Origin of the sequence: Nocardiopsis ganjiahuensis DSM 45031, from assembly GCF_000341085.1 — a bacterium.
Lineage (GTDB): Bacteria > Actinomycetota > Actinomycetes > Streptosporangiales > Streptosporangiaceae > Nocardiopsis > Nocardiopsis ganjiahuensis.
The window spans coordinates 77,321-100,360 of the sequence record NZ_ANBA01000030.1; the positions used below are offsets into that span (position 1 = coordinate 77,321).

The 23,040-nt window shown below is 70.3% G+C and carries 23 protein-coding genes; 11 read left to right on the top strand and 12 right to left on the bottom strand.

The window, feature by feature from the left end; genetic code table 11:
- The first annotated feature begins 1 nt into the window (after position 1).
- The 5 genes from D458_RS0130590 (at position 2) to D458_RS0130610 (ending at position 3,764) form a co-directional block, all read left to right on the top strand.
- Positions 2-922: a F0F1 ATP synthase subunit gamma gene (locus tag D458_RS0130590; RefSeq protein WP_026119843.1), complete on the top strand. Its 921-nt coding sequence runs from the start codon at positions 2-4 to the stop codon at positions 920-922.
- Positions 923-927: 5 nt separating this feature from the next.
- Positions 928-2,373, top strand: a complete 1,446-nt coding sequence (gene atpD / locus D458_RS0130595; RefSeq protein ID WP_017590531.1) for a F0F1 ATP synthase subunit beta — start codon at positions 928-930, stop codon at positions 2,371-2,373.
- Positions 2,374-2,493: 120 nt separating this feature from the next.
- Entirely contained in the window at positions 2,494-2,883 is a 390-nt protein-coding gene (locus tag D458_RS0130600; protein ID WP_017590532.1) for a F0F1 ATP synthase subunit epsilon, read from the top strand.
- Positions 2,884-2,905: 22 nt separating this feature from the next.
- A complete protein-coding gene (locus D458_RS0130605; protein ID WP_017590533.1) occupies positions 2,906-3,394 on the top strand; it encodes a DUF2550 domain-containing protein in 489 nt (162 codons plus the stop codon).
- Between the two features lie 64 nt (positions 3,395-3,458).
- A complete protein-coding gene (locus D458_RS0130610) occupies positions 3,459-3,764 on the top strand; it encodes an MTH1187 family thiamine-binding protein (protein ID WP_051049819.1) in 306 nt (101 codons plus the stop codon).
- Positions 3,765-3,814: 50 nt separating this feature from the next.
- Here the strand turns inward: D458_RS0130610 and D458_RS0130615 are convergent, their stop codons facing one another.
- From D458_RS0130615 to nucS, 9 genes are all read right to left on the bottom strand, one after another.
- Positions 3,815-4,279 (bottom strand): hypothetical protein, encoded by a 465-nt coding sequence (locus D458_RS0130615; protein ID WP_017590535.1) that lies wholly within the window; start codon positions 4,277-4,279, stop codon positions 3,815-3,817.
- A 157-nt stretch (positions 4,280-4,436) separates the two neighbouring features.
- Positions 4,437-5,033 (bottom strand): cob(I)yrinic acid a,c-diamide adenosyltransferase, encoded by a 597-nt coding sequence (locus D458_RS0130620; RefSeq protein ID WP_017590536.1) that lies wholly within the window; start codon positions 5,031-5,033, stop codon positions 4,437-4,439.
- Positions 5,034-5,355: 322 nt separating this feature from the next.
- Positions 5,356-6,885, bottom strand: coding sequence for a M20/M25/M40 family metallo-hydrolase (locus D458_RS0130625; RefSeq protein WP_026119845.1), 1,530 nt, complete (start codon positions 6,883-6,885; stop codon positions 5,356-5,358).
- Positions 6,886-7,140: 255 nt separating this feature from the next.
- Positions 7,141-7,827 (bottom strand): DUF1707 SHOCT-like domain-containing protein, encoded by a 687-nt coding sequence (locus D458_RS0130630; protein WP_017590538.1) that lies wholly within the window; start codon positions 7,825-7,827, stop codon positions 7,141-7,143.
- 70 nt (positions 7,828-7,897) lie between these two features.
- The gene (locus tag D458_RS0130635; RefSeq protein ID WP_026119846.1) at positions 7,898-8,533 is read right to left on the bottom strand and encodes a response regulator transcription factor; all 636 of its coding nucleotides are present in this window, start codon (positions 8,531-8,533) and stop codon (positions 7,898-7,900) included.
- Positions 8,534-8,559: 26 nt separating this feature from the next.
- A complete protein-coding gene (locus D458_RS0130640) occupies positions 8,560-9,837 on the bottom strand; it encodes a sensor histidine kinase (RefSeq protein ID WP_017590540.1) in 1,278 nt (425 codons plus the stop codon).
- 2 nt (positions 9,838-9,839) lie between these two features.
- The gene (locus D458_RS0130645; protein ID WP_017590541.1) at positions 9,840-10,739 is read right to left on the bottom strand and encodes an ABC transporter permease; all 900 of its coding nucleotides are present in this window, start codon (positions 10,737-10,739) and stop codon (positions 9,840-9,842) included.
- The gene (locus D458_RS0130650) at positions 10,736-11,626 is read right to left on the bottom strand and encodes an ABC transporter ATP-binding protein (RefSeq protein ID WP_017590542.1); all 891 of its coding nucleotides are present in this window, start codon (positions 11,624-11,626) and stop codon (positions 10,736-10,738) included. The genes D458_RS0130645 and D458_RS0130650 overlap by 4 nt, the downstream gene beginning before the upstream one ends.
- 136 nt (positions 11,627-11,762) lie before the next feature.
- Positions 11,763-12,440 carry an endonuclease NucS gene (gene nucS / locus D458_RS0130655; RefSeq protein ID WP_017590543.1) on the bottom strand — a complete coding sequence of 226 codons (678 nt, stop codon included), beginning with the start codon at positions 12,438-12,440 and terminating at the stop codon, positions 11,763-11,765.
- 106 nt (positions 12,441-12,546) lie between these two features.
- On the opposite strand from nucS, the gene D458_RS34590 reads away from it, so the two are divergent.
- The 4 genes from D458_RS34590 to D458_RS0130675 all read left to right on the top strand — a co-directional run bounded on the left by D458_RS34590 (position 12,547) and on the right by D458_RS0130675 (position 16,368).
- Positions 12,547-13,797 (top strand): MFS transporter, encoded by a 1,251-nt coding sequence (locus D458_RS34590; protein WP_017590544.1) that lies wholly within the window; start codon positions 12,547-12,549, stop codon positions 13,795-13,797.
- A gap of 59 nt (positions 13,798-13,856) precedes the next feature.
- Positions 13,857-15,071: a 3-hydroxyacyl-CoA dehydrogenase gene (locus D458_RS0130665; RefSeq protein WP_026119848.1), complete on the top strand. Its 1,215-nt coding sequence runs from the start codon at positions 13,857-13,859 to the stop codon at positions 15,069-15,071.
- 213 nt (positions 15,072-15,284) lie between these two features.
- A complete protein-coding gene (locus tag D458_RS0130670) occupies positions 15,285-15,614 on the top strand; it encodes an ATP/GTP-binding protein (protein ID WP_193374677.1) in 330 nt (109 codons plus the stop codon).
- Positions 15,615-15,636: 22 nt separating this feature from the next.
- Positions 15,637-16,368 (top strand): alpha/beta hydrolase, encoded by a 732-nt coding sequence (locus D458_RS0130675; protein WP_017590547.1) that lies wholly within the window; start codon positions 15,637-15,639, stop codon positions 16,366-16,368.
- 188 nt (positions 16,369-16,556) lie between these two features.
- Here the strand turns inward: D458_RS0130675 and D458_RS0130680 are convergent, their stop codons facing one another.
- Both D458_RS0130680 and mce read right to left on the bottom strand, forming a co-directional pair.
- On the bottom strand, positions 16,557-17,846 hold the full coding sequence (locus D458_RS0130680; protein ID WP_017590548.1) for a DivIVA domain-containing protein: 1,290 nt from the start codon (positions 17,844-17,846) through the stop codon (positions 16,557-16,559).
- Positions 17,847-18,253: 407 nt separating this feature from the next.
- Positions 18,254-18,733, bottom strand: a complete 480-nt coding sequence (mce, locus tag D458_RS0130685) for a methylmalonyl-CoA epimerase (protein ID WP_017590549.1) — start codon at positions 18,731-18,733, stop codon at positions 18,254-18,256.
- Between the two features lie 86 nt (positions 18,734-18,819).
- Here mce and D458_RS0130690 point away from each other — a divergent pair, with 86 nt between their 5' ends.
- Both D458_RS0130690 and meaB read left to right on the top strand, forming a co-directional pair.
- Positions 18,820-20,007 carry an acetyl-CoA C-acetyltransferase gene (locus D458_RS0130690; RefSeq protein ID WP_017590550.1) on the top strand — a complete coding sequence of 396 codons (1,188 nt, stop codon included), beginning with the start codon at positions 18,820-18,822 and terminating at the stop codon, positions 20,005-20,007.
- A 115-nt stretch (positions 20,008-20,122) separates the two neighbouring features.
- Complete coding sequence (gene meaB, locus D458_RS0130695; protein ID WP_017590551.1) at positions 20,123-21,082, top strand: methylmalonyl Co-A mutase-associated GTPase MeaB; 960 nt, start codon at positions 20,123-20,125, stop codon at positions 21,080-21,082.
- A 156-nt stretch (positions 21,083-21,238) separates the two neighbouring features.
- Here meaB and D458_RS0130700 read toward each other — a convergent pair whose 3' ends face one another.
- Positions 21,239-22,909, bottom strand: coding sequence for a glycosyl hydrolase family 18 protein (locus tag D458_RS0130700; RefSeq protein WP_026119849.1), 1,671 nt, complete (start codon positions 22,907-22,909; stop codon positions 21,239-21,241).
- Positions 22,910-23,040: the final 131 nt, after the last annotated feature.

The window sequence follows — 23,040 nt, forward strand, 5'->3', positions numbered from 1 at the left end:
CATGGGTGCACAGCTTCGCGTCTATCGCCGGAGGATCCGCGCGACGAAGGCGACGGCGAAGATCACCCGTGCGATGGAGCTCATCGCCGCAACGCGCATCACCAAGGCGCAGCGCGCGGCCGAGGCTGCCGGTCCCTACGCACGGGAGATCACGCGGGCGGTGTCGGCTCTGGCCAGCCGGGTGACCGATCACCCGCTGCTGACCGAGGCCGAGAACCCCACCCGCGCGGCCGTCCTGGTCATCACCAGTGACAAGGGTCTGGCCGGCGCCTTCTCGACCAATGTCATCAAGGAGGCCGAGGCCCTCACCCAGCTCCTCAAGGAGCAGGGCAAGGAGGTCCTCACCTACATGGTGGGCCGCAAGGGTGCCACGTTCTACAGGTTCCGCGACCGCGAGGTCGAGGAATCGTGGGAGGGCTTCACCGAGCGTCCGACCTACGCGCACGCCCAGGAGATCGGCTCCGCTCTGATGGAGAGGTTCTCCCTGGACACCGCTGAGGGTGGTGTCGACGAGATCCACGTGGTCTCCACGGAGTTCGTGTCGATGCTGACCCAGCGGGCCGGGGCGGTCCGCGCTCTTCCGCTGGAGGTGGAAGAGGTGGAGGCCGAGGAGCTCGAGGAGAGCCACGGCGGCCAGGCGCTGCCGCTCTACGAGTTCGAGCCCTCCGCGGAGGACGTTCTCGACCAGCTGCTCCCGCAGTACGTGGTCAACCGGATCTACGCCTCCCTCCTCGAGTCCGCCGCCTCCCAGCAGGCGTCCCGTCGCGCGGCCATGAAGGCCGCGACCGACAACGCGGAAGAACTCGTCAAGAACCTGACCAGCCTGGCCAACCAGGCACGTCAGGCCGAGATCACCAATGAGATCAGTGAGATTGTCGGCGGTGCCGATGCACTCTCTGGGTCCAGCGCGGGAAGTGAGTAACAGAAGTGACTGCGACAGTTGAAGGTTCGGCCGGCGCTGGCACCGCCACCGGCCGCATCGCCCGGGTCACCGGCCCGGTCGTCGACGTGGAGTTCCCCGTCGGTTCCCTGCCCGGCATCTACAACGCCCTGCACACCGATGTGAGCATCGGCGGCAAGGAGAAGGTCGTCACCCTGGAGGTCGCCCAGCACCTGGGTGACAACCTGGTGCGCGCCATCTCCCTCGCCCCGCAGGACGGCATGGTCCGCGGCGCCGAGGTGCGCGACACCGGTGCGCCCATCAGCGTGCCCGTCGGCGACATCGTCAAGGGCCACGTGTTCAACACCCTGGGCGAGTCCATGGACGTGCCCACGGCCGAGCTCGGCGTGACCGAGCGCTGGCCGATCCACCGCAAGGCGCCCGCCTTCGACCAGCTCGAGTCCAAGACCGAGATGATGGTCACGGGCATCAAGGTGATCGACCTCCTCACCCCGTACGTGCGCGGTGGGAAGATCGGCCTCTTCGGCGGCGCTGGTGTGGGCAAGACGGTGCTCATCCAGGAGATGATCACCCGTATCGCCCGTAACTTCGGTGGTGTGTCCGTGTTCGCCGGTGTCGGTGAGCGCACCCGTGAGGGTACGGACCTCTTCCTGGAGATGGACGAGATGGGCGTCCTCCAGGACACCGCGCTCGTCTTCGGCCAGATGGACGAGCCCCCGGGCACCCGTCTGCGCGTGGCGCTGTCCGCTCTGACGATGGCGGAGTACTTCCGCGACGTCCAGGGTCAGGACGTGCTGCTCTTCATCGACAACATCTTCCGTTTCACCCAGGCCGGTATGGAGGTCTCCACGCTGCTGGGCCGTATGCCCTCGGCCGTGGGTTACCAGCCCAACCTGGCTGACGAGATGGGTCAGCTGCAGGAGCGGATCACCTCGACGCGTGGTCACTCGATCACCTCGATGCAGGCGATCTACGTCCCCGCGGACGACTACACCGACCCCGCTCCGGCGACCACCTTCGCCCACCTGGACGCGACGACCGAGCTCTCCCGCCCGATCTCGCAGAAGGGCATCTACCCGGCGGTCGACCCGCTGGCCTCCAGCTCCCGCATCCTCGACCCGCAGTACGTGGGCGAGGAGCACTACCAGGTGGCCCAGCGCGTCAAGGAGATCCTGCAGCGCAACAACGACCTGCAGGACCAGATCGCCATTCTGGGTATGGACGAGCTGTCCGAAGAGGACAAGATCATCGTCAACCGGGCTCGTCGCCTGGAGCGTTTCCTCTCCCAGAACATGTTCGTGGCGGAGAAGTTCACCGGTACGCCGGGCGTGTTCGTTCCCCTCGAGGAGACCATCGCCTCCTTCAAGGGTCTGTGTGACGGCGAGTACGACCACCTTCCCGAGCAGGCTTTCCTCGACGTCGGCAACATCGACATGGTCGTCGAGAAGGCCAAGCAGCTTCAGGAAGGCTAGTACTGCACGTCCCCCCGCCCGAGGCGGGGGTGACGGGCGGGGCTAGTTCTTGGGCGGGGTCGAGTATCGGTTCGTACTCGACCCCGCCGAACCCACCCGCTAGCCGAGGAGTTTGTGGCAGTGTCGAAGAAGCTTTTCGTCGAGATCGTCTCTCCGGACCGTGAGGTTTGGGCGGGCGAGGGCGACATGGTCATCGCGAAGACCGTCGAGGGCGAGATCGGCGTTCAGCCCGGGCACGTCCCGGTGCTGTCGCTTCTGGCCGAGGACGCGGTCGTTCGCGTTCTGGGCGCGCGTGAGACCGGAGAGATCCGGGCAGCCGCCCACGGCGGGTTCATCTCGGTTTCGGGTGAGGGTCGGATCTCCATCCTCGCCGAGACCGCGGAGCTCGCCGAGGACATCGATGTGGACCGTGCGCGCCAGGCGCTGAAGGGCGCGAGCGAGTCGGGCGACAGCCTGGCCGGTGCTCGTGCGCGCAGCCGCCTGCGTGCTGTGGGCGAGGAAGTCGCCTAGCGAAGCCGGGAGGCAACGAGTCGTGGGTGTGGAACCGCTTCAGGGAACGCCGTGGTTGGAGTCCTTGTGGTGGGTTTTCCTCGCCCTGCTCGTTGCCGCCGCGCTGGTGCTGGCCACCGGCGTCATGCGACGGTACGTACTGCTGCGCAGCGGTGGTGCCATCGAGTGTTACCTGCGTGCGTGCGGGGTGAAGGGACGTCGGGGCTCCTGGCGGATCGGCTTCGGCCGATACGGCTCGGAGAACCTCGGATGGTTCCCGATCCTCTCACTCAGACCGCGGCCGACAGCCAGGCTGTCGCGCCGCGGTCTTGTCGTTGTGGGGCGTCGCGCCCCCGGCGCCGACGACACACAGCTGCCCGCCGACGTCACGGTCCTGGAGATCGGTTGGATCGCCGCGGACGGCGCCGACCCCGAGGAGGCGGCCTACGAGGTCGCCATGGGCGAGAGCGCGCTCACCGGGTTCCTGTCCTGGATCGAGTCGATGCCGCCGGGAACCCACTGGCAGGCCTGACTCTCCGGGGACCCGCCCTCGCGGGAGGTTCACAGGGGCGGTGACAGTGTGTTTGCATGGGCGCATGAGTACCATCGTGGCTTTTTCCGTGTCCCCGCTCGACAACGGCGACTCCGTGGCTCCCGCAGTGGCCCGTGCCGTCAAGGTCGTCCGAGAGAGCGGTCTGCCGAACGAGACCTCCGCCATGTTCACCAGTATCGAGGGTGAGTGGGACGAGGTGATGGCTGTCGTCAAGCGCGCGGTCGAGGCCGCGGGCGAGGGCTCCTCCCGGGTCAGCCTGACCCTGAAGGCCGACATCCGTGACGGTGTCACCGACGGCCTGCGTACCAAGGTGGAGGCCGTCGAGCGCGAACTCGACGACCTCGGGTAGTTCTTCGACGAAAGGGCGGTACCCGGGCCCGGGTACCGCCCTTCTTCGGGTCAGCCCACCGCGGGCGCGGCGGCCCGGGCGGCGAAGTACTCCTTCGCGGACCTGTTGTAGAGCAGAGCCACCACGGTGAAGGCGAAGGCCGCCGAGACGATCCCTCCGAGGCTGTAGGCGGGGGTGATCAGCAGCGCCAGGATGACGACTCCGGCGACGGCGTTGACACCGAGCGAGGCGGTCCGCGCCCGGGGGGCGCCCTTGCCGACCATCACCGCGAGCACCACGGCGGCGACACCGTACACCAGGGCGAAGCCCGCCCCCAGGTAGGCGGCCCAGACCTGCCCGCCGAGCTCCTCCATCTGCTGGACCTGGTCGGCCGGGAGCATGTCGTTCAGGGCTCCGGAGTCGATGGTCGCCGCCCCGATGAGGCCGAAGATCCCGTAGATGATCTGGTAGGCGGCGATCAGGATCAGCAGTACCAGAACGGCGACCACACTGCCGGGCCTGGCTGGGGTGTTCATGTGGCTTCTTCCTCTCCGGGTAGGGGGAACGGCTCACCCGAAGCCCTAGCCGTTCTCCCGCCGCTCACACGCCTTGTGCGGAAGAAGTTCCGTTCTCGCACGTCCGTGGGCGTGCTCCCGCTGCCCCCGATACGGGGTTCGGGGCCCGCAGAGCGCCCTACCGCTCTCCGCCGGGCTTCCACAGGACCTCGTCGCCGTCCTCGGCGACGTACCGGCCGAGGATGAACAGCAGGTCCGAGAGACGGTTCAGGTACTGGGCGGTGAGCGGGTTGACGCTGTCGCCGTGCTCCTCGATCGCGGCCCAGACGGACCGCTCGGCGCGGCGGACCACGATGCGGGCGGTGTGCACCAGGGCGACGGTGGGGGAGCCGCCGGGCAGGATGAAGCTGCGCAGGGTCGGCAGGTCCGCGTTGTAGGTGTCGCAGGCCTCCTCCAGCCGGGTGACGTACTCCGGCAGGACGCGCAGCGGCGGGAACTCGGGGTCGGGCACGATGGGTGTGGACAGGTCCGCGCCCAGGTCGAAGAGTTCGTTCTGGACGCGCCGCAGCAGGACGCGTACGTCCTCGGGGAGGTCACCCAGGGCCAGCGCGGTGCCGATGGCGGCGTTGGCCTCCTCCGTGTCCGCGTAGCCGACGAGGCGGGTGTCGTTCTTGGAGGTCCTGCTCATGTCGCCGAGTGCCGTCGTCCCGGCGTCACCGGTGCGCGTGTAGATCTTCGACAGCACGACCGGCTTGTCCGTGTCCCTTTTGGTCATGGGATCACCCTAGGGCCAGCCCTTGTCCCGGTAGCTCCGGAGGGCCTCCGAACACGGGGGAATCACGGAGGATAACTGTTCAGTATCAGGGGGTGAAGGTGACCTGGCTCACTGATACCTTGAGATACAAGGGAGCTACACACAGTAGTTTCCGACGGTGTTCACGCATGGGTACCCGAGTGGAACTGAGGGGGACTGCTCGGGAGGCCGCGCGAGGGGGAGACACCGTGAGGGGCGGGAGGCGTGGAACCGGGGGGTTCACGCCGCCCGCCCCTTCTGCTGCACTGGTCTCCGAGGACTCGGACCACCGGTGCGTCAGAGCCTAGCGGAGCCAGGCCTCGCCCTTGCGGGGCAGGTCCACGTCGACGGCGGACATGCTCAGCACACCGTTGACCGGCAGGGTGCTCTCGGCGAAGAACTCCACGCCGTGCGCGCCCGCGGCCGACAACTCGGCGACCGAGTCCCAGTTGATGTTCTCCAGGGTGTCCTCGGGCGTGTGGTAGTACGGGTCGAACATCTCGCCCGCGGTACCGCCGTACCACTCGACCTGCTCCTCGGACTTGGTGCCGTCGGCACCGCTGAACAGGCCGCCGGAGGCCACGCCGGCCTGCATGAAGGCGAGGTAGTCGCTGCGGCCGCTGAGCACACCGGGTTCGCTGACCTGGCCCCGGCCCTCGAAGTAGTCCTCGAAGACCTTGGCGATGGCACCGGAGCCGGAGGGGGCGCCGCCGGATTCCGGCAGCTCCATCCGGCCGTCGAGCACGAAGCGGCCGTAGTTGTGCGAGCCGATCATGTCGAAGTTGAGGTAGAGCGCGATGTCGTCGAGCTCCTCCTCGGTCAGTCCGGCGACGTACTCGTTGGAGCCGACCAGCCCGGACTCCTCGGTGCCCCAGAAGGCGAAGCGGACCTGGTTGTTCGGGTCCTCCTGCTGGGCCAGCTGGATGGCGGTCTCCAGCAGGAAGGCCGATCCGCTGCCGTTGTCGTTGATGCCCGGACCGTCTTCGACGCTGTCCAGGTGGCCGCCCACGACCACCACGTTGTCGTCACGGCCGCCGGAGGTCTCGGCGAGGATGCTGTAGGAGCTCTCCTGGCTGACCTCGGAGTCGACCTCGATCTTGAGGCGCAGGTGGCGCGTGAGAGAGACCAGCTCCTCGCCGAGTACGCCGGAGACACCGATCGCGGGGATGTCGGACTCGGTCTCGACGGTGCCGAGGAAGACCTCGTCCTCGTTGTTGTAGACCAGGGCGGCCGAGGCCCCGGCGTCGGCGGCGTTCTGTACCTTCTGCCCGAACGCGCAGGCGCCGCGTTTGATCAGGGCGATGTTCCCCTCGGGGAAGTCCGCGAACTGCTCGGCGGTGCAGCCGCTGTCCGCGGCGCCGGTGTCGACCGCGGTCACCTTGTTGCCGCGGACGCTGCCCGGACCGGAGTAGGACATGGTCTCGAAGTGTTCCCCGGGCTCGTAGTCGATCTTCTCCGGGGTGGTCTGGGACAGGACGGGGGGCGTGTTCTCACGCCAGGCCTCGTAGTCGTACTCGTGGCGGTAGGGCTCGTACCCGGCCCGTTCGAGCTGGTCCTCGATGTACAGCGCGGCCACGTCGTATCCGGCGGTGCCGCTGGCGCGGTTGCCCCCGTTGTACTCGGCGATGGTGTTGAGGTTGACCAGGTGCGCCTCGATGGCCTCGGCGGTCACCAGGTCGGGAAGCGCGATCTCATCGGCGTGGGCCGGTGAGCCCGCCAGGGTGCCGGCGGTCATCAACAGAGCTGCGAGTCCGGCGGTGACGGCGGTGGGCCGTCTGCGGGAGGGGGAGGCACCCGCTCTGTGGAGCGGGTTCCCAGGGTTGCTCGGATGCACGGTCTTCCTCCGGTTCACGGGGGTCCATCGCTCCATGGTGTTGGGGGATGGACACCTGGGGTGGGCGAGGTACCGGAGAAGCCTCGCAGGAGGCCGGTGCGGCGGCAAGAGATGGCACGGGACATTGCCACAATCAGCCACAGACCTTACGCGAAGGTGCGCGCTGTGGTTGGATGGTCGGCTCGAGGAGTCCGAATCGTCTCGCCGTGCGGGTTCTCGAGGCGGGGAGGCAGAGGGGCCGTCGGGGACGGCCCGTCAGCCCTCGTCGTCCTCCTGGTACTTGCGTGGTTTGTACTCGACCCCGACCCCGCCCATCACCGCGATACCGCGGACGTGCACGATCGGGGCGTCCGGTTCCACCACGCTGGGGGTGTTCCCGTCGATGCCGAAACCCCCCATGATCGGCAGTCCGTGCACCCGCACCTGGATGTCGTCGGGCACGGTGATCCCGATGCCGCCCATGGTCGTGCAGATCCAGATGGTGGTCTCGCGCTGGGTGAACCGGGCCTCGCGCAGGTCGAGATCGATGCCGCCCATCACCGCGGCCGCGACGAACACGGGCGGGACCACCCAGCTCCCGGAGCGGTCCGCGCCGCCCATGAGGGCCAGGGCCGCGCGGCTGGTCGGGGGCTGGTCGACGATCCGGCCGGCTCCGTACACCGGGCGGGGCGAGCGGAAGTCGGAGGGCGCCCGTGCGGGAACGGCGCCGCCACCCGGAGCGATCCCGTCGCCGGGCAGGTCCTCGGTGAGGGGGACCAGCTCGCCGACGGTCTTGGCGCGGTACACCGCGTCCAGGCGGTCGCTGTGCTCGTCGGGATCCAGGCGGCCCTCGGCAAGGGCCTCGCGGAGCAGGTGCGCGACGGCGTCACGGTCGGCGTCCGAGGCGCGCATCCGACCGTTTCCGTCATCGTGGGGGGTGACTTGGCTCATCTGGTCCACCATATGCCGATTCTCCACCGCACGGCAGGCCCCGGCATCCGGGAAAAGCCCTGAGGCGCCCCCTACTTTCTCCCTACTGTTCGGGCAGCAGCCCTCGGCGCAGCGCCTGGGACACCGCGGCGGTCCGGTCGCCGACCCCCAGCTTCTCGTAGACCCGCATCAGGTGGGTCTTCACCGTGGTGGGGCTGATGTGCAGGGCCCGGCCGATCGCGGCGTTGGTGCGCCCCTCCGAGGCCAGCCGCAGCACCTCCACCTCCCGCGGGGAGAGCGCGGGCCCTGCCGGTTCGGTGCGCTGGCGGACCCCGGTGAGCAGCTTGCCCGCCAGACGGCCGCTGAGCACCGTCTCGCCCCGGGCCGCCGACCGGACGGCGTCGGCCAGCTCCGCGCGCGGGGTGTCCTTGAGCAGGTAGCCGGTGGCGCCCGCCTCGACCGCGCGCAGGATGTCGGTGTCGGTGTCGTAGGTGGTCAGCACCAGGACGTGCACGCCCGGGTGCTCGGCACGGATCCGGGCGGTGGCCTCGGCCCCGTCGCCGCCGGGCATGCGCAGGTCCATCAGGACCACGTCGGGGGAGAGCTCGGCGACCCGGGCCACGGCCTCGGGACCCGAACCGGCGTCACCGACCACGTCGAGGTCGGCCTCGGCGCTGAGCATGCCGCGAATGCCTTCGCGGACCACGGGGTGGTCGTCCACCAGCAGGACACGGATCATGGTGCGGGTCTTCTCCTCGGGGCGGATCACTCGTCCGCGTCCTCGTGGTCGTCGTGGGGGATGGTCAGCCGCACGGTGGTGCCGCCGCCGGGCGTGCTCTCCAGGTCCAGGACCCCGCCGACCGCCTCGGCGCGGTGGCGCATGTTGGCCAGGCCGTTGCCGTCGGAGGGCCTGGCGGTGTCGAAACCCCGGCCGTCGTCGGCCACGGTCAGGGCGACACCGACGTCGGTGTAGGCCAGGGTGACGCGCGTGTGCCCGGCGTCGGCGTGCTTGCGGACGTTGGCCAGGGCCTCCTGGGCGGTGCGCAGCAGGCACACCCGCAGGTCGTTGGGGAGTTCCTCGGGGGAGCCGGTGACGTGCGCGGCCACCTCGATGCCCAGCTCCCGACCGAGGCGCTCGCTGATCCGGGTGAGCGCCCCGTCCAGGTCGTCCCCCTGCAGCGGCACCGCCTGCCGGGCGGCGACCATCGCCCGCGCCTCGGCCAGGTTCTCCGCGGCGGTCTCCCGCATCAGGGCCAGGTGGCGGCGGGCGGTGGCGGGGTCGGTGTCCAGCTCCGACTCCACCGCCTGGGTCAGGGTGATGATGCTGGTGAACCCCTGGGCGAGGGTGTCGTGCATCTCGCGGGCCAGACGTTCGCGCTCGGCCATCGCCCCGGCCTGTTCCGAGAGGAGGGCGGCCTCCTCCTGGCTGCGGCGCAGCCGCTCGATCAGGGAGTAGCGCTCCCAGCTCTGTTCCACGATCCGTTCGAACCAGGTGCCGAACCAGAGCGCGTACCCCAGGAGCAGGCCGTTGATCAGGAAGGTCAGTCCGACCCCCGACCACTCCTCCAGGCCGAACAGCCCTCTCAACAGCGAGGGGAAGAGCAGGAGCACCCCCATGAGGGGGACCGCGAACAGGCTCCCCACCGTCATGAAACACAGCGGGGCCACGCCGATGACCATCCAGGTCAGGGCAGGGTTGAGGATGACAGCGGGCAGCGTGAGCACGAGGACGAGACCGGACACGCCGAAGCGGCCGAGCCAGGCGGGGGGCGATCCGTCGTCCCTGGCGTAGGGGCGGAGCAGGCCGAAGTGGAGCGCGACGACCGACGACACGAGCGCCGCGGTCAGCCACCGCCACTCCGCGGGCCCGGTCAGCAGGGCCAGCACGACGACTCCGACCATGACGGCGGTGAAGTACACGTCCCACCAGATGCCCAGGTCGAAGGCGTGCCGTTCGGTGTCCTCCGGGCACTCCTCGGAATCCTCGCGGTCGGTGGCGGGCTCCGGGCCCGTCCCCGGACCCGGAGCCCCGTTCGTCGTCATGCTCATCCGTCCTTGCGGGTCTTCCAGCGGAACGTCAGCAGGGTCAGGACCAAGCCCACCACACACCAGGTGCCGAGGGCGAGGGCGACCAGGTGCAGATCCCAGGCGCCGGAGGGTTCGAGCTGCGCCATCTCCTCGGGGAAGAACCCGGCGCGCATGCCCTGGGCCATCCACAGCAGCGGGAACAGCCCGGCCGCGTTCAGTACCCAGTCCGGCAGGGCCACGGTGGGGACGAAGATCCCCGAGATGAACTGGAGGACGAGGAAGGGGAAGGTGACCACGGCCGACGCGGCAGCGGCGGTGCGGGCCAGCGAACTGATCGCGATGCCGAGCAGGGAGCAGGCGACGGTACCGAGCACGAACACCCACGCGACGGTGGCCCAGGCCGTCACACCGGTGGGCAGGGCCGCGTCGAAGAAGAGGCGGGCCACTCCGAGCAGGAGCACCACCTGTCCCAGGGCGAGGAACAGCACCAGGATCGTCTTGCCGATGAAGTACGAGCTCGGCGCCATCGGGGTGCCCCGCAGGCGCCGGAGCCCGCCGTACTCGCGTTCGGCGGCGATCGCGACGCCCAGGGTCTGGAAGCTCACCGACATCAGCCCCATGGCCATCAGGCCGGGCAGGAAGTAGTCGACGGCCGACATCTCCATGTCGAACATGCCGCCCATGACCGTCGCGAAGAGCACCAGGATGACCGCGGGCAGCATGAAGGTGAACAGGACCCCCTCCCACTCGCGGCTGAAGGTGCGGATCTCGACCCAGCCCCGGGACAGGCCCACCCGGAGCGCCCCCGGCGGGCGGCCGCGGGAGGCGTCGGTCCCGGTCCGGACGGCGCCGGACCGGGCGCCGGGACCGGCGTCCTTCGGGGAGGCGGTCTTCTGTGTCGTGGAAGGGGTGCTCATGCCGCGGCCTCCTGTGCTCCGCCGTCGCCGACCTCGGCGGTCCGGTCGGAATCGTTGATCATCCCGAGGTAGATCTCCTCGAGGGTGGGGCGGTGCACGCTCAGCTCGGGGATCTCCCCGACGAAGCGGCCGGTCAGTTCGGCGACCACCCGGGTGGGTTCGGCCGTCCGGACCTCGCGCCGCCGGCCGTCCTCCAGCCAGCCGACCGTCGCCTCGGCCGAGGCGCGTCCGTCGAGCGCGGCGGGGGTGTCGACCGCCCGGATCCGGCCGCGCGCGATCACACACACCCGGTCGGCCAGTTCCTCGGCCTCCTCCAGGTAGTGGGTGGTGAGCACGATCGTGGTGCCGCCGTCGGCCAGGTCCCGGATGAGGCCCCAGAACTCGCGCCGGGCCCTGGGGTCGAAACCGGTGGTGGGTTCGTCGAGGAAGAGGAGTTCGGGCTGTCCGACGATGCCCAGGGCCACGTCCAGCCGGCGCCGCTGCCCGCCGGAGAGCGACTCGGCCAGCTCCTTGGCCTTGGCGGTGAGCCCGACCCGTTCGATGACCTCGTCGGGGTCATGGGAGAGCGGGTAGTAGCCCGCGAAGTGCCGGACGACGTCACGCACCGGCATCTTGGGGACCATGGTCTCCTTCTGCCAGACGACGCCGACACGCGAGCGCCAGGCGCGTCCGGCCCTGCCGGGGTCCTCGCCCAGGACCCGGGCGGTACCGCCGTCACGGTGGCGGAAGCCCTCCAGGATCTCGACGGCGGTGCTCTTCCCGGCGCCGTTGGGGCCGAGGAAGGAGAAGATCTCACCCCGCTCGATACTCAAGTCGATCCCGGCGACGGCCTCGACGTCGCCGTACTTCTTCCTGAGGTCGCTGACCTCGATCACGGATTCGCTCATGACCCGAGCCTCCCGCGGGGATCGGGCCGGGGGTATCCGCCACGAAGGCCGACCCGTGTCCTCCACTCGGAGGACACGGGTTCGGGGTCGGTGACGGGCTGCTCCAGGGGTGAGGGGCGCGGAGCAGGGAGAAGCCCTAGAAGAGGCGCAGGGTGTCGGGCTCGATGCCGCGCAGTTCGTCGTAGTCGAGGACGACGCAGGTGATGCCGCGGTCCTCGGCGAGCACCTTCGCCTGGGGCTTGATCTCCTGGGCCGCGAACACGCCGGTCACCGGGGCCAGGGAGGGGTCCCGGTTGAGGAGTTCGAGGTACCGGGTGAGCTGCTCGACGCCGTCGATGTCCCCGCGGCGCTTGAGCTCCACCGCGACGGTGTTGCTCCGGCCGTCGCGGCACAGGATGTCCACGGGACCGATGGCGGTGGGGTACTCACGGCGGATGAGCGTGTAGCCCTCACCGAGCGTGGTGATGTGCTCGGCGAGCAGTTCCTGGAGGTGGGCTTCGACGCCGTCCTTCTGGAGGCCGGGGTCCTTGCCGAGCTCGTGGGAGGAGTCGTGGAGGATCTCCTCCATGGTCAGCACGAGCTTCTCACCGGACTTGCTGTGCGTGACCGTCCACACGTCGGGACCGTCCTCGACGGTCTCCTCGCGCAGTTTGCACGGCGGGTTCATCCAGTTCAGCGGTTTGAACGCCCGGTCGTCGGCGTGGATGGACACGCTCCCGTCGGCCTTGATCAGGATCAGGCGGGGAGCCATGGGCAGGTGGGCGGTGAGCCGGCCGGCATAGTCGACACTGCACCGCGCGATGACGAGACGCACGGGAGGTCACGTTACCGCCTCCGCCGTGCCCGCGAGGCCGCTTCGGCGGCGAACCCGGGCGGGGGCGGGGTGGGAGGGCGCGGGGTGTTCTCCCTAGGCTGTCGGGATGCTCGTGCGAAACCGTTGGATGATCCTGTCGGTCAGCATGGTCGCGCAGGTGGCCAGTGTCTCGGCGATGTTCGGGGTACCGGTCGTGCTGCCGCAGCTGCGCGAGGCCTTCGGGGTCACCACGGCGCAGGCGGGGATGCTCGCCGGGCTGCCCTCGTTCGGGTTGTTGCTGACGCTCCTGCTGTGGGGCGTGGTGATCGACCGGGTGGGGGAGCGGTCGACGATGGCGCTGAGCCTGCTCCTCACCGCGGGCGCGCTCGGGCTGCTCTGGGCCGTCTCGGAGCTGTGGAGCGCGGCGGCGGTCCTGCTGCTGATGGGGGCGGTCGGAGGGCCGGTGAACGCGGCCAGCGGGCGACTGGTCCTGACCTGGTTCGCGCAGGGGGAACGCGGGCTGGCCATGGGCATCCGCCAGTCCGCGCTGCCGCTGGGCGTGGGTGTCGCCGCCCTGGTGCTGCCCCGGGCGGCCGACGCGTGGGGGTTCGTCGCGGCGATGACGCTCCCGGCCGGGCTGGCACTGGTCGCGGTGCCGCTCGTGCTGGCCATGGCCACCGTCCCGCCCGCGGCGGCCGCTCCCGACCCCGGGGAGGAGCCCGGCGCGGTCGGCGAACCGGGCACCGGGAGCCCCGAACCGGCCGCGAGCGCCCCGGAGACCGTCCCGCAGGAGTCCCCCTACCGCCGCTGGGCCATCTGGCGGGTGCACGGGGTGAGCATGCTCCTCGGGGTCCCCCAGGTCACCCTGATGGTCTACGCGGTCATCTACCTGGTCCAGGAACAGGGGTGGAGCGCGCCCGCCGCAGGCGCGGTGGTCGCGGCGGCGCAGATCCCCGGGGCGGCGGGGCGGCTGCTGCTCGGCGCCTGGTCGGACCGGACCGGGAACCGCATGGGGCCGGTCCGTTGGCTGGCCGCGGCCTCCGGGGTCTGCCTGGTCATGCTCACCCTGCTGCCGAACGCCTGGGGGTGGACGGCGGTCCCGCTGGTCCTGGTCTGCCTGGTTCTGACGATGTGGCACAACGGGCTGACCTTCCTCTCGGTGGCGGAGATCGCGGGAACGGCGTGGGCGGGACGGGCCCTGGCGGTGCAGAACTGGCTCCAGGCGATCAGCACCACGGTCACCCCCGTGCTGATGGCGGCCGTGATCACGCTCGCGGGACTGCCCGCCGTGTTCGCGGTGGGCGCGGTGTTCTCGGTACTGGCCGTCGCCGTGGTGCCGGTCCGCCCGGGTTTGGGCCCCACGCCCACTACTGGCTAGTAGTAAAGATCTGGTCCCGGTGCGCGAGCCAGACGCGAGAGGCGTCTAAGGTGGGGCCCATGGTGCAGGAATTTGACAAGGTCGGCGTCGTAGGACTGGGCACGATGGGTGCGGGCATCGCTGAGGTGTTCGCCCGGGCCGGGTTCAACGTCGTCGGGGTCGAGATCGACCAGGCCGCCCTCGACCGCGGCCGTGGTCACGTGGACAAGTCCCTCTCGCGTGCGGTCAGCAAGGGCAAACTCACCGAGGAGGAGCGTTCGGGAATCGACGCCCGCCTCACGTTCAGCACGTCCCGGGAGGATCTCGCGGACGCGGACTTCGTCGTCGAGGCCGTCCCTGAGCGCATGGACATCAAGCGCGACGTGTTCGGTGACCTCGACCGGATCTGCGCGCCCGGCACGATCCTGGCGACCAACACCTCCTCGCTGTCGGTCACCGAGATCGCCGCGCTGACCGACCGGCCCGAGAAGGTCGTCGGTCTGCACTTCTTCAACCCGGCCCCGGTCATGAAACTGGCCGAGGTCATCACGACCGTCGCCACCAGCGCCGAGACCGTCGACATCGTCACCGAGGTCGCCAAGCGCATCGGCAAGACCCCGATCACCGTCGGCGACCGCGGCGGCTTCGTCGCCAACGCCCTGCTGGTGCCCTACATCAACGACGCGGTCCGCCTCTACGAGCGGGGGATCGCCACCCGCGAGGAGATCGACGAGTCGGTCAAGAAGGCCGCCGGCCTTCCCATGGGCCCGCTCACCCTCGCCGACCTCGTCGGCCTGGACGTGTGCCTGGCCGTCATGGACGTCCTCTGGGCCGAGTTCCACGACCCGCGCTACTCCGCGTCCCCGCTGCTGCGCCGCATGGTCGCCGCGGGCCGTCTCGGCCGCAAGACCGGCCAGGGCTTCTACGGGGGCAAGGACGAGGCCCCCGAGCCGCGGCGGACCGGCCGCTTCGCCGAGATGGTGCGCGAGGAGGAGACCCTCGACCTGGGCGAGATGCTCGTCGCGCCGCAGATCGACGACGCCATGCGCATGATCGGCGACGGCTACGCCTCCGCGCGGGACGTCGACACCGCCATGCGGTTCGGCTGCGGCTACCCGAAGGGCCCGACCGAGCTCCTGGAGGAGCGCGGTGCGGAGTCCGTCATCACCACCCTGGTGGCGATGTCGGAGTACAGCCTCACCACCATCGCGGTGCCCGCCCCGCTGCTCATGGACCTGCTGCCCGACGCCGACGAGGGCGCCTCGCACGGCGGCGGCTGCGCCTGCCACGGCTGACCGCTGCCTGCTCCGGGCCTCCGCTTCGACACGCCCGTCGCCCGCCACCACCCTCGACGGACGCGTCGGCGGAGTTCTCGCTCCGTTGTTCCCCGTCGGCGGCTTGACCCGTCCCGCAGCACCCTGGCGGAGCCCGAACCATTCGGTCGTGGCCGCCGTGACACCTTCGAGGTGTGACGGCGGCCACTGTCTGTTTTCTCCTACCCTTGAAGGGTGAGCCCGCGCCGTAACAGCCCCCGCCGCAAAGCGGCCCGGGGCAACAACGCCCCTGGTGGTCCCCCGGACGAAGACGCCCTCATGCTGCGTATCACCGGAGGGCAGCGCAGAGAGACGGGGTCGGACGGAGAGTGGGTGACGCGCCGGATCAGCGGCGCGGCCGCGACCAAGGTCTACCGGTGCCCGGGCTGTGCCCAGGAGATCCCCACCGGCATGCCCCACGTCGTCGCCTGGCGCCCCTACGGCGACGGCGGCGACCGGCGGCACTGGCACTCCTCCTGCTGGGACCGGCGCTCCCACCGCTCTCCCAGGGCCCCCAGATACTGACCCGGACCAGACAAGAGGAGCCATGGAGATCCGAGCCACCACGGTGCTGCCCGCCGTACGTCGCCCTGTCACCCTGCACACCGCCGACGGCCTGGAGCTGATCGGTGAACTCGCCCTCCCGGAGGGCCGCAGGCCCGCCGCGACGATCATCTGCCTGCACCCGCTGCCCACCGCCGAGGGCATGATGGACAGCCACGTCATGCGCAAGGCGTCCTTCCGGCTCCCCGCGCTGGCCGACATCGCCGTGCTGCGCTTCAACACGCGCGGTACCAGCTCCCGCCACGGCACCAGCCAGGGCGAGTTCGGCGAGGGGGAGACCGAGCGGCACGACGTGATGGCCGCCATCGAGTTCACCGAGTTCGAGGACCTCCCCGAACCCTGGCTGCTGGGCTGGTCCTTCGGCACCGAGCTCGCCCTCAAGTGGGGCTGTGACCCGCAGGTCAAGGGCGCGCTCCTGCTGTCCCCGCCGCTGCACCGCGCCGACGAGGCGGACATGAAGGTGTGGGCGGACTCGGGCAAGCCGGTCGTGGCGCTGGTCCCCGAGCACGACGACTACCTCCGGCCCGACGAGGCCCGCGAACGCTTCGCGCCGCTCACCCAGGCCGAGATCATCGGCGTCGACGGGGCCAAGCACCTGTGGGTCGGCGAACCCTACGTGCGCCGCGTCCTCGACGAGGTCGTCAAGCGGGTCAACCCCGAGGCCCATCCGCTGCCCACCGAGTGGGACGGGCCCTGGGAGAAGGACACCCCTTAGCGGTCCACTTCGCCCCCGACCGCGATGATCTCGCCACCAGAGACGAGGCCGGCGCCGAAACCGCCTCCGGCGGCAAGATCATCAGGGAAGCGGGATGACGAAGGGCCCGGCGCCGAGGACTCACATCCCCGGGGCCGGGCCCTTCGCCGTGTCAGTACGACTCAGCCGTCTTCAGCGGCGGCCGGTCGTTACTCCTGCCACCAGTCCTCGTCGTCGGAGCCCTTGCCGGAGTGGGCCGGCTGCTTGGGCTCCTCCGCCGCGGGAGCGGCCGGGGCGGCCTCCTGCTGGATCGCGGCGGGAGCGGGGGCGGCGGGAGCCGCCGGGGCGGCCGGAGCGCCGCCGCCACCGAGCAGCTGGCGCAGCTGCTGGAGGTGCGACTGGATGCTGTCCCGCTGGCGGTTGAGCTCGTCGACCTCCTTCTTGGCGGCGGTCATGACCCGGTTGGCCTCGGACTTGGCGTCGCTGAGCTGGTGCTCGGCCTTGGACTTGGCCTCGGCCTCGATCTGCCCGGCGTTCTTCTTGGCGTTGCTGACCAGCTGCTTGGCGTGGTTCTCGGCGTCGCGGCGGGTCTGCTCGGCCTGCTGGCTGGCGTTGGTGGCGCGCTGCTCGGCGCTGGCGGCGCGCTCCTCGGCCTCGTTGACCATCTTCTGCGTGGCGGCCTGGGCGGCGGCCAGACGCTCGGCGTCCTGACGCTCGGCCTCGGCACGGCGGTCGGCCAGCTGGAGCTCGAACTGGTCCTCGGTCTCGGTGCGGCGCGCCTCGGACTCGGCGTAGGCCCGCTCGGCGTTCTTGCGGAGCTCCTCGGCCTGGCTCTTGGCCGCCTGGATGGTCTCGTCGCGCTCACGCTTGGCGGCGGCGCGGGCCTGGGCGCACTCACGCTCGGTGGTGGTGCGCAGCTTCGCGATCTCACCCTCGAAGGTGGCGCGCTTCTCGGCGATCTCGTGGTCGACGGCCGAGCGCTTCTTCTGCACCTCGCGCTCGGTGGTGGAGGCCAGCTCGTCGGCCTCGCGGCGGGCGGTGGTGCTGATCTCCTCGGCCTCGGACTCGGCGGCCTGGCGCAGCTCGTCGGCCTCGCGCTGGGCCAGCGTCCGGACCTCGGTGGCCTCCGATTCCGCGGCGGCGCGCATCTCGGCGGCCTCGATCTGGGCGGTCGAGCGGATGTCGTTGGCGTCGATCTGGGCGCTCTGCACCAGCTCGTTGGCCTGCTCCTCGGCGAGGCGCAGGAGCTCTTCGATACGCGAGCCCAGGCCGGAGTAGGAGGGGCGCTCGCGCTCCTGGAGCTGGCGGTTCTTGGCGGCCAGTTCCGACTTGGCCTTTTCGAGCTGCTTGCTCGACTGCTTGACCTCGTTGCGCAGGCCGTCCAGGTAGTCCTGCACCTGGGTGCGGTCAAAGCCACGCAGCACCACGTCGAACTCGGGCGGAGTGTTGTCTTCGTCGAAGATGTTGTTGAGCTGGGTGTCAATGTTGTTTGACGACATGTGGCGGAATCCTGAACGGGTGCGAGACGGCTACTTGCAAACTGCCGGGGAGGGCAGGAGGGCGGCTGCTGTGCCCCCGGTGGACGGTTGTTGCCCGGGTGCGCGAACGAGGTGCGGGCGGACCGGTGCGACGGGTTCTCGAACGGCCCCGACCGCCTCCGACGGTCGTCCCGGTGCGGTGGACGCGGCGGATACGGCCGACCCGGCTCACTTACCGGACCGCAAGACATGGACCAACGCCGGAAGAAAAGTACATCCGGCAGCTAGCCGACTTTATCAAGCGCGGAACCCCTGGGAAGGGGGTTTCGTGTAACTTCCGGCGGGGTCTATGGTCAGCCGCCCCGCAGGAACTCAAGCTGTGATGTGTCCGGAACGTCCCCGTGACGTGATCCGGGCGAATCGCGCCCTCAGGGTGTGCTGATCTGCGGCTGGTGGTTGCTTTGTACCAACTCGGTGAGGACCCCGCCACAGTCCTTCGGGTGCAGGAAGACGATCTGCGAACCCGCGGTCCCGGTCCGGGGTTCGGCGTCCAGCACCCGCACCCCGCGTCCGCCGATCCCGGCCGCGCTCGCGGCCACGTCCCCGGTGCCGAAGGCGATGTGGTGCACGCCCTCCCCGTTGCGGGCCAGGAACTTCGCGACGGGTGAGTCCTCCCGGGTCGGCTCCAGCAGTTGCAGACAGGTGGCGCCGCCATCGTCCGTGCCGTTGATCCGGAGCATCGCCTCACGGACGCCCTGCTCCTCGTTGACCTCCTCGTGCTCGACCTCGAAGCCGTACGTCGTCCGGTAGAACTCGATGGACGCGTCGAGGTCGCGGCAGGCGATCCCCACGTGGTCCAACCGGGTCAGGCCGGAGAACGGGCCGGTGGGGCTGGGTGCGTCACTCACTGGGCGAACCTCCCGAACTTCAGTGTGATGTGTGTGGGTATCGTTGCAGACCAGGTGCGTCACCCATCACTTGGAGGCCAGTTAAGATGTCCGGTTCCGTCATCGTCGGTGGGGCACGGACCCCCACCGGCCGACTCCTCGGCTCCCTCGCCGGGTTCTCCGCCGCAGACCTGGGCGGCTTCGCGATCAAGGCCGCGCTGGAGCGCGCCGGGATCAGCGGCGACCAGGTCGGATATGTGGTCATGGGACAGGTGCTGCAGGCCGGCGCCGGACAGATCCCCTCCCGCCAGGCCGCGGTCAAGGCGGGCATCCCCATGGATGTCCCGTCCGTGACCATCAACAAGGTCTGCCTGTCGGGCCTGGACGCCATCGCCCTGGCCGACCAGCTCATCCGCGCGGGTGAGTTCGACATCGTGGTCGCGGGCGGCATGGAGTCCATGACCAACGCCCCGCACCTGCTGCCCAAGTCCCGCAAGGGCTACAAGTACGGCTCCATCGAGGTCCTGGACGCCACGGCGCACGACGGCCTCACCGACGCCTTCGAGGGCGACTCGATGGGCGCCTCCACCGAGCGCCACAACAGCAAGCTCGGCATCGGGCGCCCCGAACAGGACGCCTTCGCCGCACGCTCCCACCAGCGCGCCGCCGCCGCGGCCGCCGAGGGGCGCTTCGACGAGGAGATCGTCCCGGTCGAGATCCCGCAGCGCAAGGGCGACCCGGTGGTCTTCTCCGCGGACGAGGGCGTCCGCCCCGACACCACCGCCGAGAGCCTGGGCAGGCTGCGCCCGGCCTTCGACCGCGAGGGCACCATCACCGCCGGCTCCTCCTCGCAGATCTCCGACGGCGCCGCCGCGGTGGTCGTGATGAGCCGCGCCAAGGCCGAGGAGCTCGGCGCTCCGGTCCTCGCCGAGATCGGCGCGCACGGGAACGTCGCGGGCCCGGACAACTCGCTGCACTCCCAGCCCTCCAACGCGATCAAGCACGCGCTGGCCAAGGCGGGCAAGTCGGTCGAGGACCTGGACCTCGTCGAGATCAACGAGGCCTTCGCCGCGGTCGGCCTCCAGTCCATCCAGGACCTCGGGGTCTCCGACGACATCGTCAACGTCAACGGCGGCGCCATCGCGATCGGCCACCCCATCGGCGCCTCCGGCGCGCGCATCGCCCTGCACCTGGTCCACGAGCTGCGCCGCCGCGGCGGCGGGCTCGGCGCGGCAGCCCTGTGCGGTGGCGGCGGCCAGGGCGACGCCCTGCTGTTCACCGTTCCCGCCGAGTAGGACGGTAAGGACACCACCCCCGGTCCGTGCGCGGGCCGGGCCGAGGTGAGAACGTACTGGGCGGGGGCCACAAGCTCCCGCCCTTTCTCTCTGCTCGTCAAAGTCGAGGAGTCGCATGAACGCCCCCCAGCTGGTCGAACGGGTTCGCGGGGGTGACCGCCGGGCGCTGGCCCGGGCGATCACCCTGGTCGAGAACGGTGCCGCCGAACTGCGCGAGATCATGGCGGGGCTGGCGCCCCACACCGGCCGGGCCCGCGTGGTCGGGTTCACCGGTTCTCCCGGGGTCGGCAAGTCCACCACCACGAACGCGGTGGTGCGCGCGGTGCGCTCCCGGGGCCTGTCGGTCGCGGTCCTGGCGGTGGACCCCTCGTCGCCCTTCACCGGCGGCGCCCTGCTCGGCGACCGGGTGCGGATGCAGGAGCACGCCACCGACCCGGGCGTGTACATCAGGTCCATGGCCAACCGCGGGCACCTGGGCGGTCTGTCGTGGGCGACCCCGCACGCGCTGCGGGTGCTGGACGCGGCCGGGTTCGACGTGATCCTCGTGGAGACCGTCGGCGTGGGCCAGGCCGAGGTGGAGATCGCCGGTCAGGCGGACACCACCGTCGTGCTGTGCGCGCCCGGGATGGGCGACTCGGTGCAGGCGGCCAAGGCCGGGGTGCTGGAGGTCGCCGACGTGTTCGCGGTGAACAAGGCCGACCGTGACGGCGCCAAGGTGACCCTGCGCGAGCTGCGCCAGATGGTCGCGATGAAGGACCGCACCGACGAGGAGTGGAAGCCGCCGATCGTCATGACGGTCGCCGCCGAGGACGAGGGCGTCGGCGAACTCTGGGGCCGGATCGAGGAGCACTTCGCCCACCTGGAGAAGTCCGGTGAGCTCGCCTCGCGGCGCCGCGAACGCGCCCGTGACGAGGTGCAGGCGATCGTGCTGGACCTGCTGCGCGCCCGGATGGGCGGCGTGGGTGCGGGCAGCGGCCTGGAGGGGCTGGCCCGCGAGGTCGCGGCCGGGGAACGCGACCCCTACGCCGCCGCCGACCTCCTGCTCAAGGAACTGGGCACCGAACCGGACGCCTAGGCACGTCCTGGGGTCCCTGCTCCGAGACACGAAGCGGCCGGGGCGGACCGTCGCACGTCGGTCCGCCCCGGCCCCGGCGGCGGTGCTCCCCGGATCAGAGCACCGACACCGCGGTCCCCGATTCCGGCCGAGGCCGGAGACGGGGGTCTGTGGGTCCTATCTTCCGAGCGCCGCGTCGATGGCCGCCATCAGGCTGCCGTCGGCGTCGTCGCCGTCGATGGACCAGATCATCACGCCGCCGAGGCCGTTCTCCGTCACCCAGTCGGTCTTCTGGGTCATGGCGGTCTCGTCGTCGAAGGTCCAGAAGGTCTCGCCGTCGTAGAGCCAGGCCGTCCCGAGGTCGTCGTCGCGGTAGAGGTCGAATCCGCTCCGCTCCTTCAGGATCCGGTACTCCTCGGTCCCGTCGGCGTAGGTGCCGGGGGCCGGGCCCGCGGCGGGCTGGAAGAGCCCGTCGCCCTCCGGTCCGGCTTCCACGCCGGTCCAGCCCTGGCTGTAGAAGGGCACGCCCAGAACGATCTTCTCGGGGTCGACGCCGCGGTCGAGGTAGGCCTGCACGGTGGTCCGGGTGGAGATCACGTCGCCCGGATCGCGCGGGTCCGGCGCCAGGTTGGAATGGTGGTTGGTGACCGCCTCCCAGGTGCCGTGGTAGTCGTAGCCCTGGACGGTGACGAAGTCGAGGTCGGGCATGATCTCGTCCAGCTCGTAGCCGGTGTCGATCCGCCAGGGGCCGGCGGGCATGAACGAGCTGAGCTCGAAGTGGCGGCCGGTCTCGTCACCGAGCTCGTCGAGCTGGTCGCGGAACTCCTGGACCAGGGCGGTGAAGTTCTCCCGGTCCTCGGGGCGGACGACGTTGTGCGGGTTGCCGTCGGAGGCGGGCCACTCCCAGTCGAGGTCGATGCCGTCGAAGACGCCGTAGCCGACGCCCTCGCCGCCCGCGCCGCCGATGACCGGCAGGTTCCCCTTCAGGTACAGGTCGATGCAGGAGCTCACCATGCGCTCGCGGGACTCGGGGGTGAGCGCGGCGTCGGAGAAGTACCGCGACCAGTTCCAGCCGCCCAGCGAGACGCTGACGGCCAGGTTCGGGTACCGCTCCTTCAGCTTGCGCAACTGGTTGAAGTTGCCGCGCAGGGGCTGCTGGGGTCCGTCGGCGGCGCCGTCGACGCTCTCCGCAGCGGGGACGACCCGGCCGTAGTCGGCCTGCGCGTCGCCCTGCTCGGGCTCGTCGGTCATGAAGCACTCGCCGTCGGCGCCGACGTTGCCGAACGCGTAGTTGATGTGCGTGAGCTTCTCGGCACTGCCGGACTCGATGAGGTCGCGGACCTGGTAGTCGCGCTCCTCGACGCCCCACTGGGTGAAGTACGCGACGCTGAGGTCACCGTGCTGGGGGCCCTCGTCGGGTTCACCGGAGCAGGGGGAGCCGTTGACGGTGCAATCGACCAGGTGGCTGTTGCCGCCGGTGTGGACTCCGTTGAACCCGAACTCGTAGGTGCCGCCGGCGGGGACCACGGCGCCCCAGTGGGGCGGGGTCACGGTGTAGCCGTCCGCGGCGGAGCCCGCGAGGGTGGCGTTCCACAGCTGGTGGACGCTGCTGCCCTCGGGGAGGTCGAACTCCAGGGTCCAGTCGGTCAGGTCCGCCCCGGTGGGGTTGTGGACGGTGATCTCGCCGGAGTAGCCGGTGTTCCAGCGGGCCGACTCGACGTAGGTGACCCTGAGGTCGGAGGCGTCGGCCTCCTCTGCGGCCACCGGTGGCACGAACAGTGCCATCGGTGCCACCACTACGGCGGCGGCCATCACCGCGAGGCGGTTTCTGAGTCGTCGTGAGCTCACGTCGCGAGTCTCCTGGGGGGACGGAGTCAGGGGCCGTGGGGGCTTCGTGCTGCCCTGACGTGGGGGGATTAATTTTTAGGAAACTTAACTAATAATTACGGGTGACGTCAACGCCTGCCGTGAAATTTCTG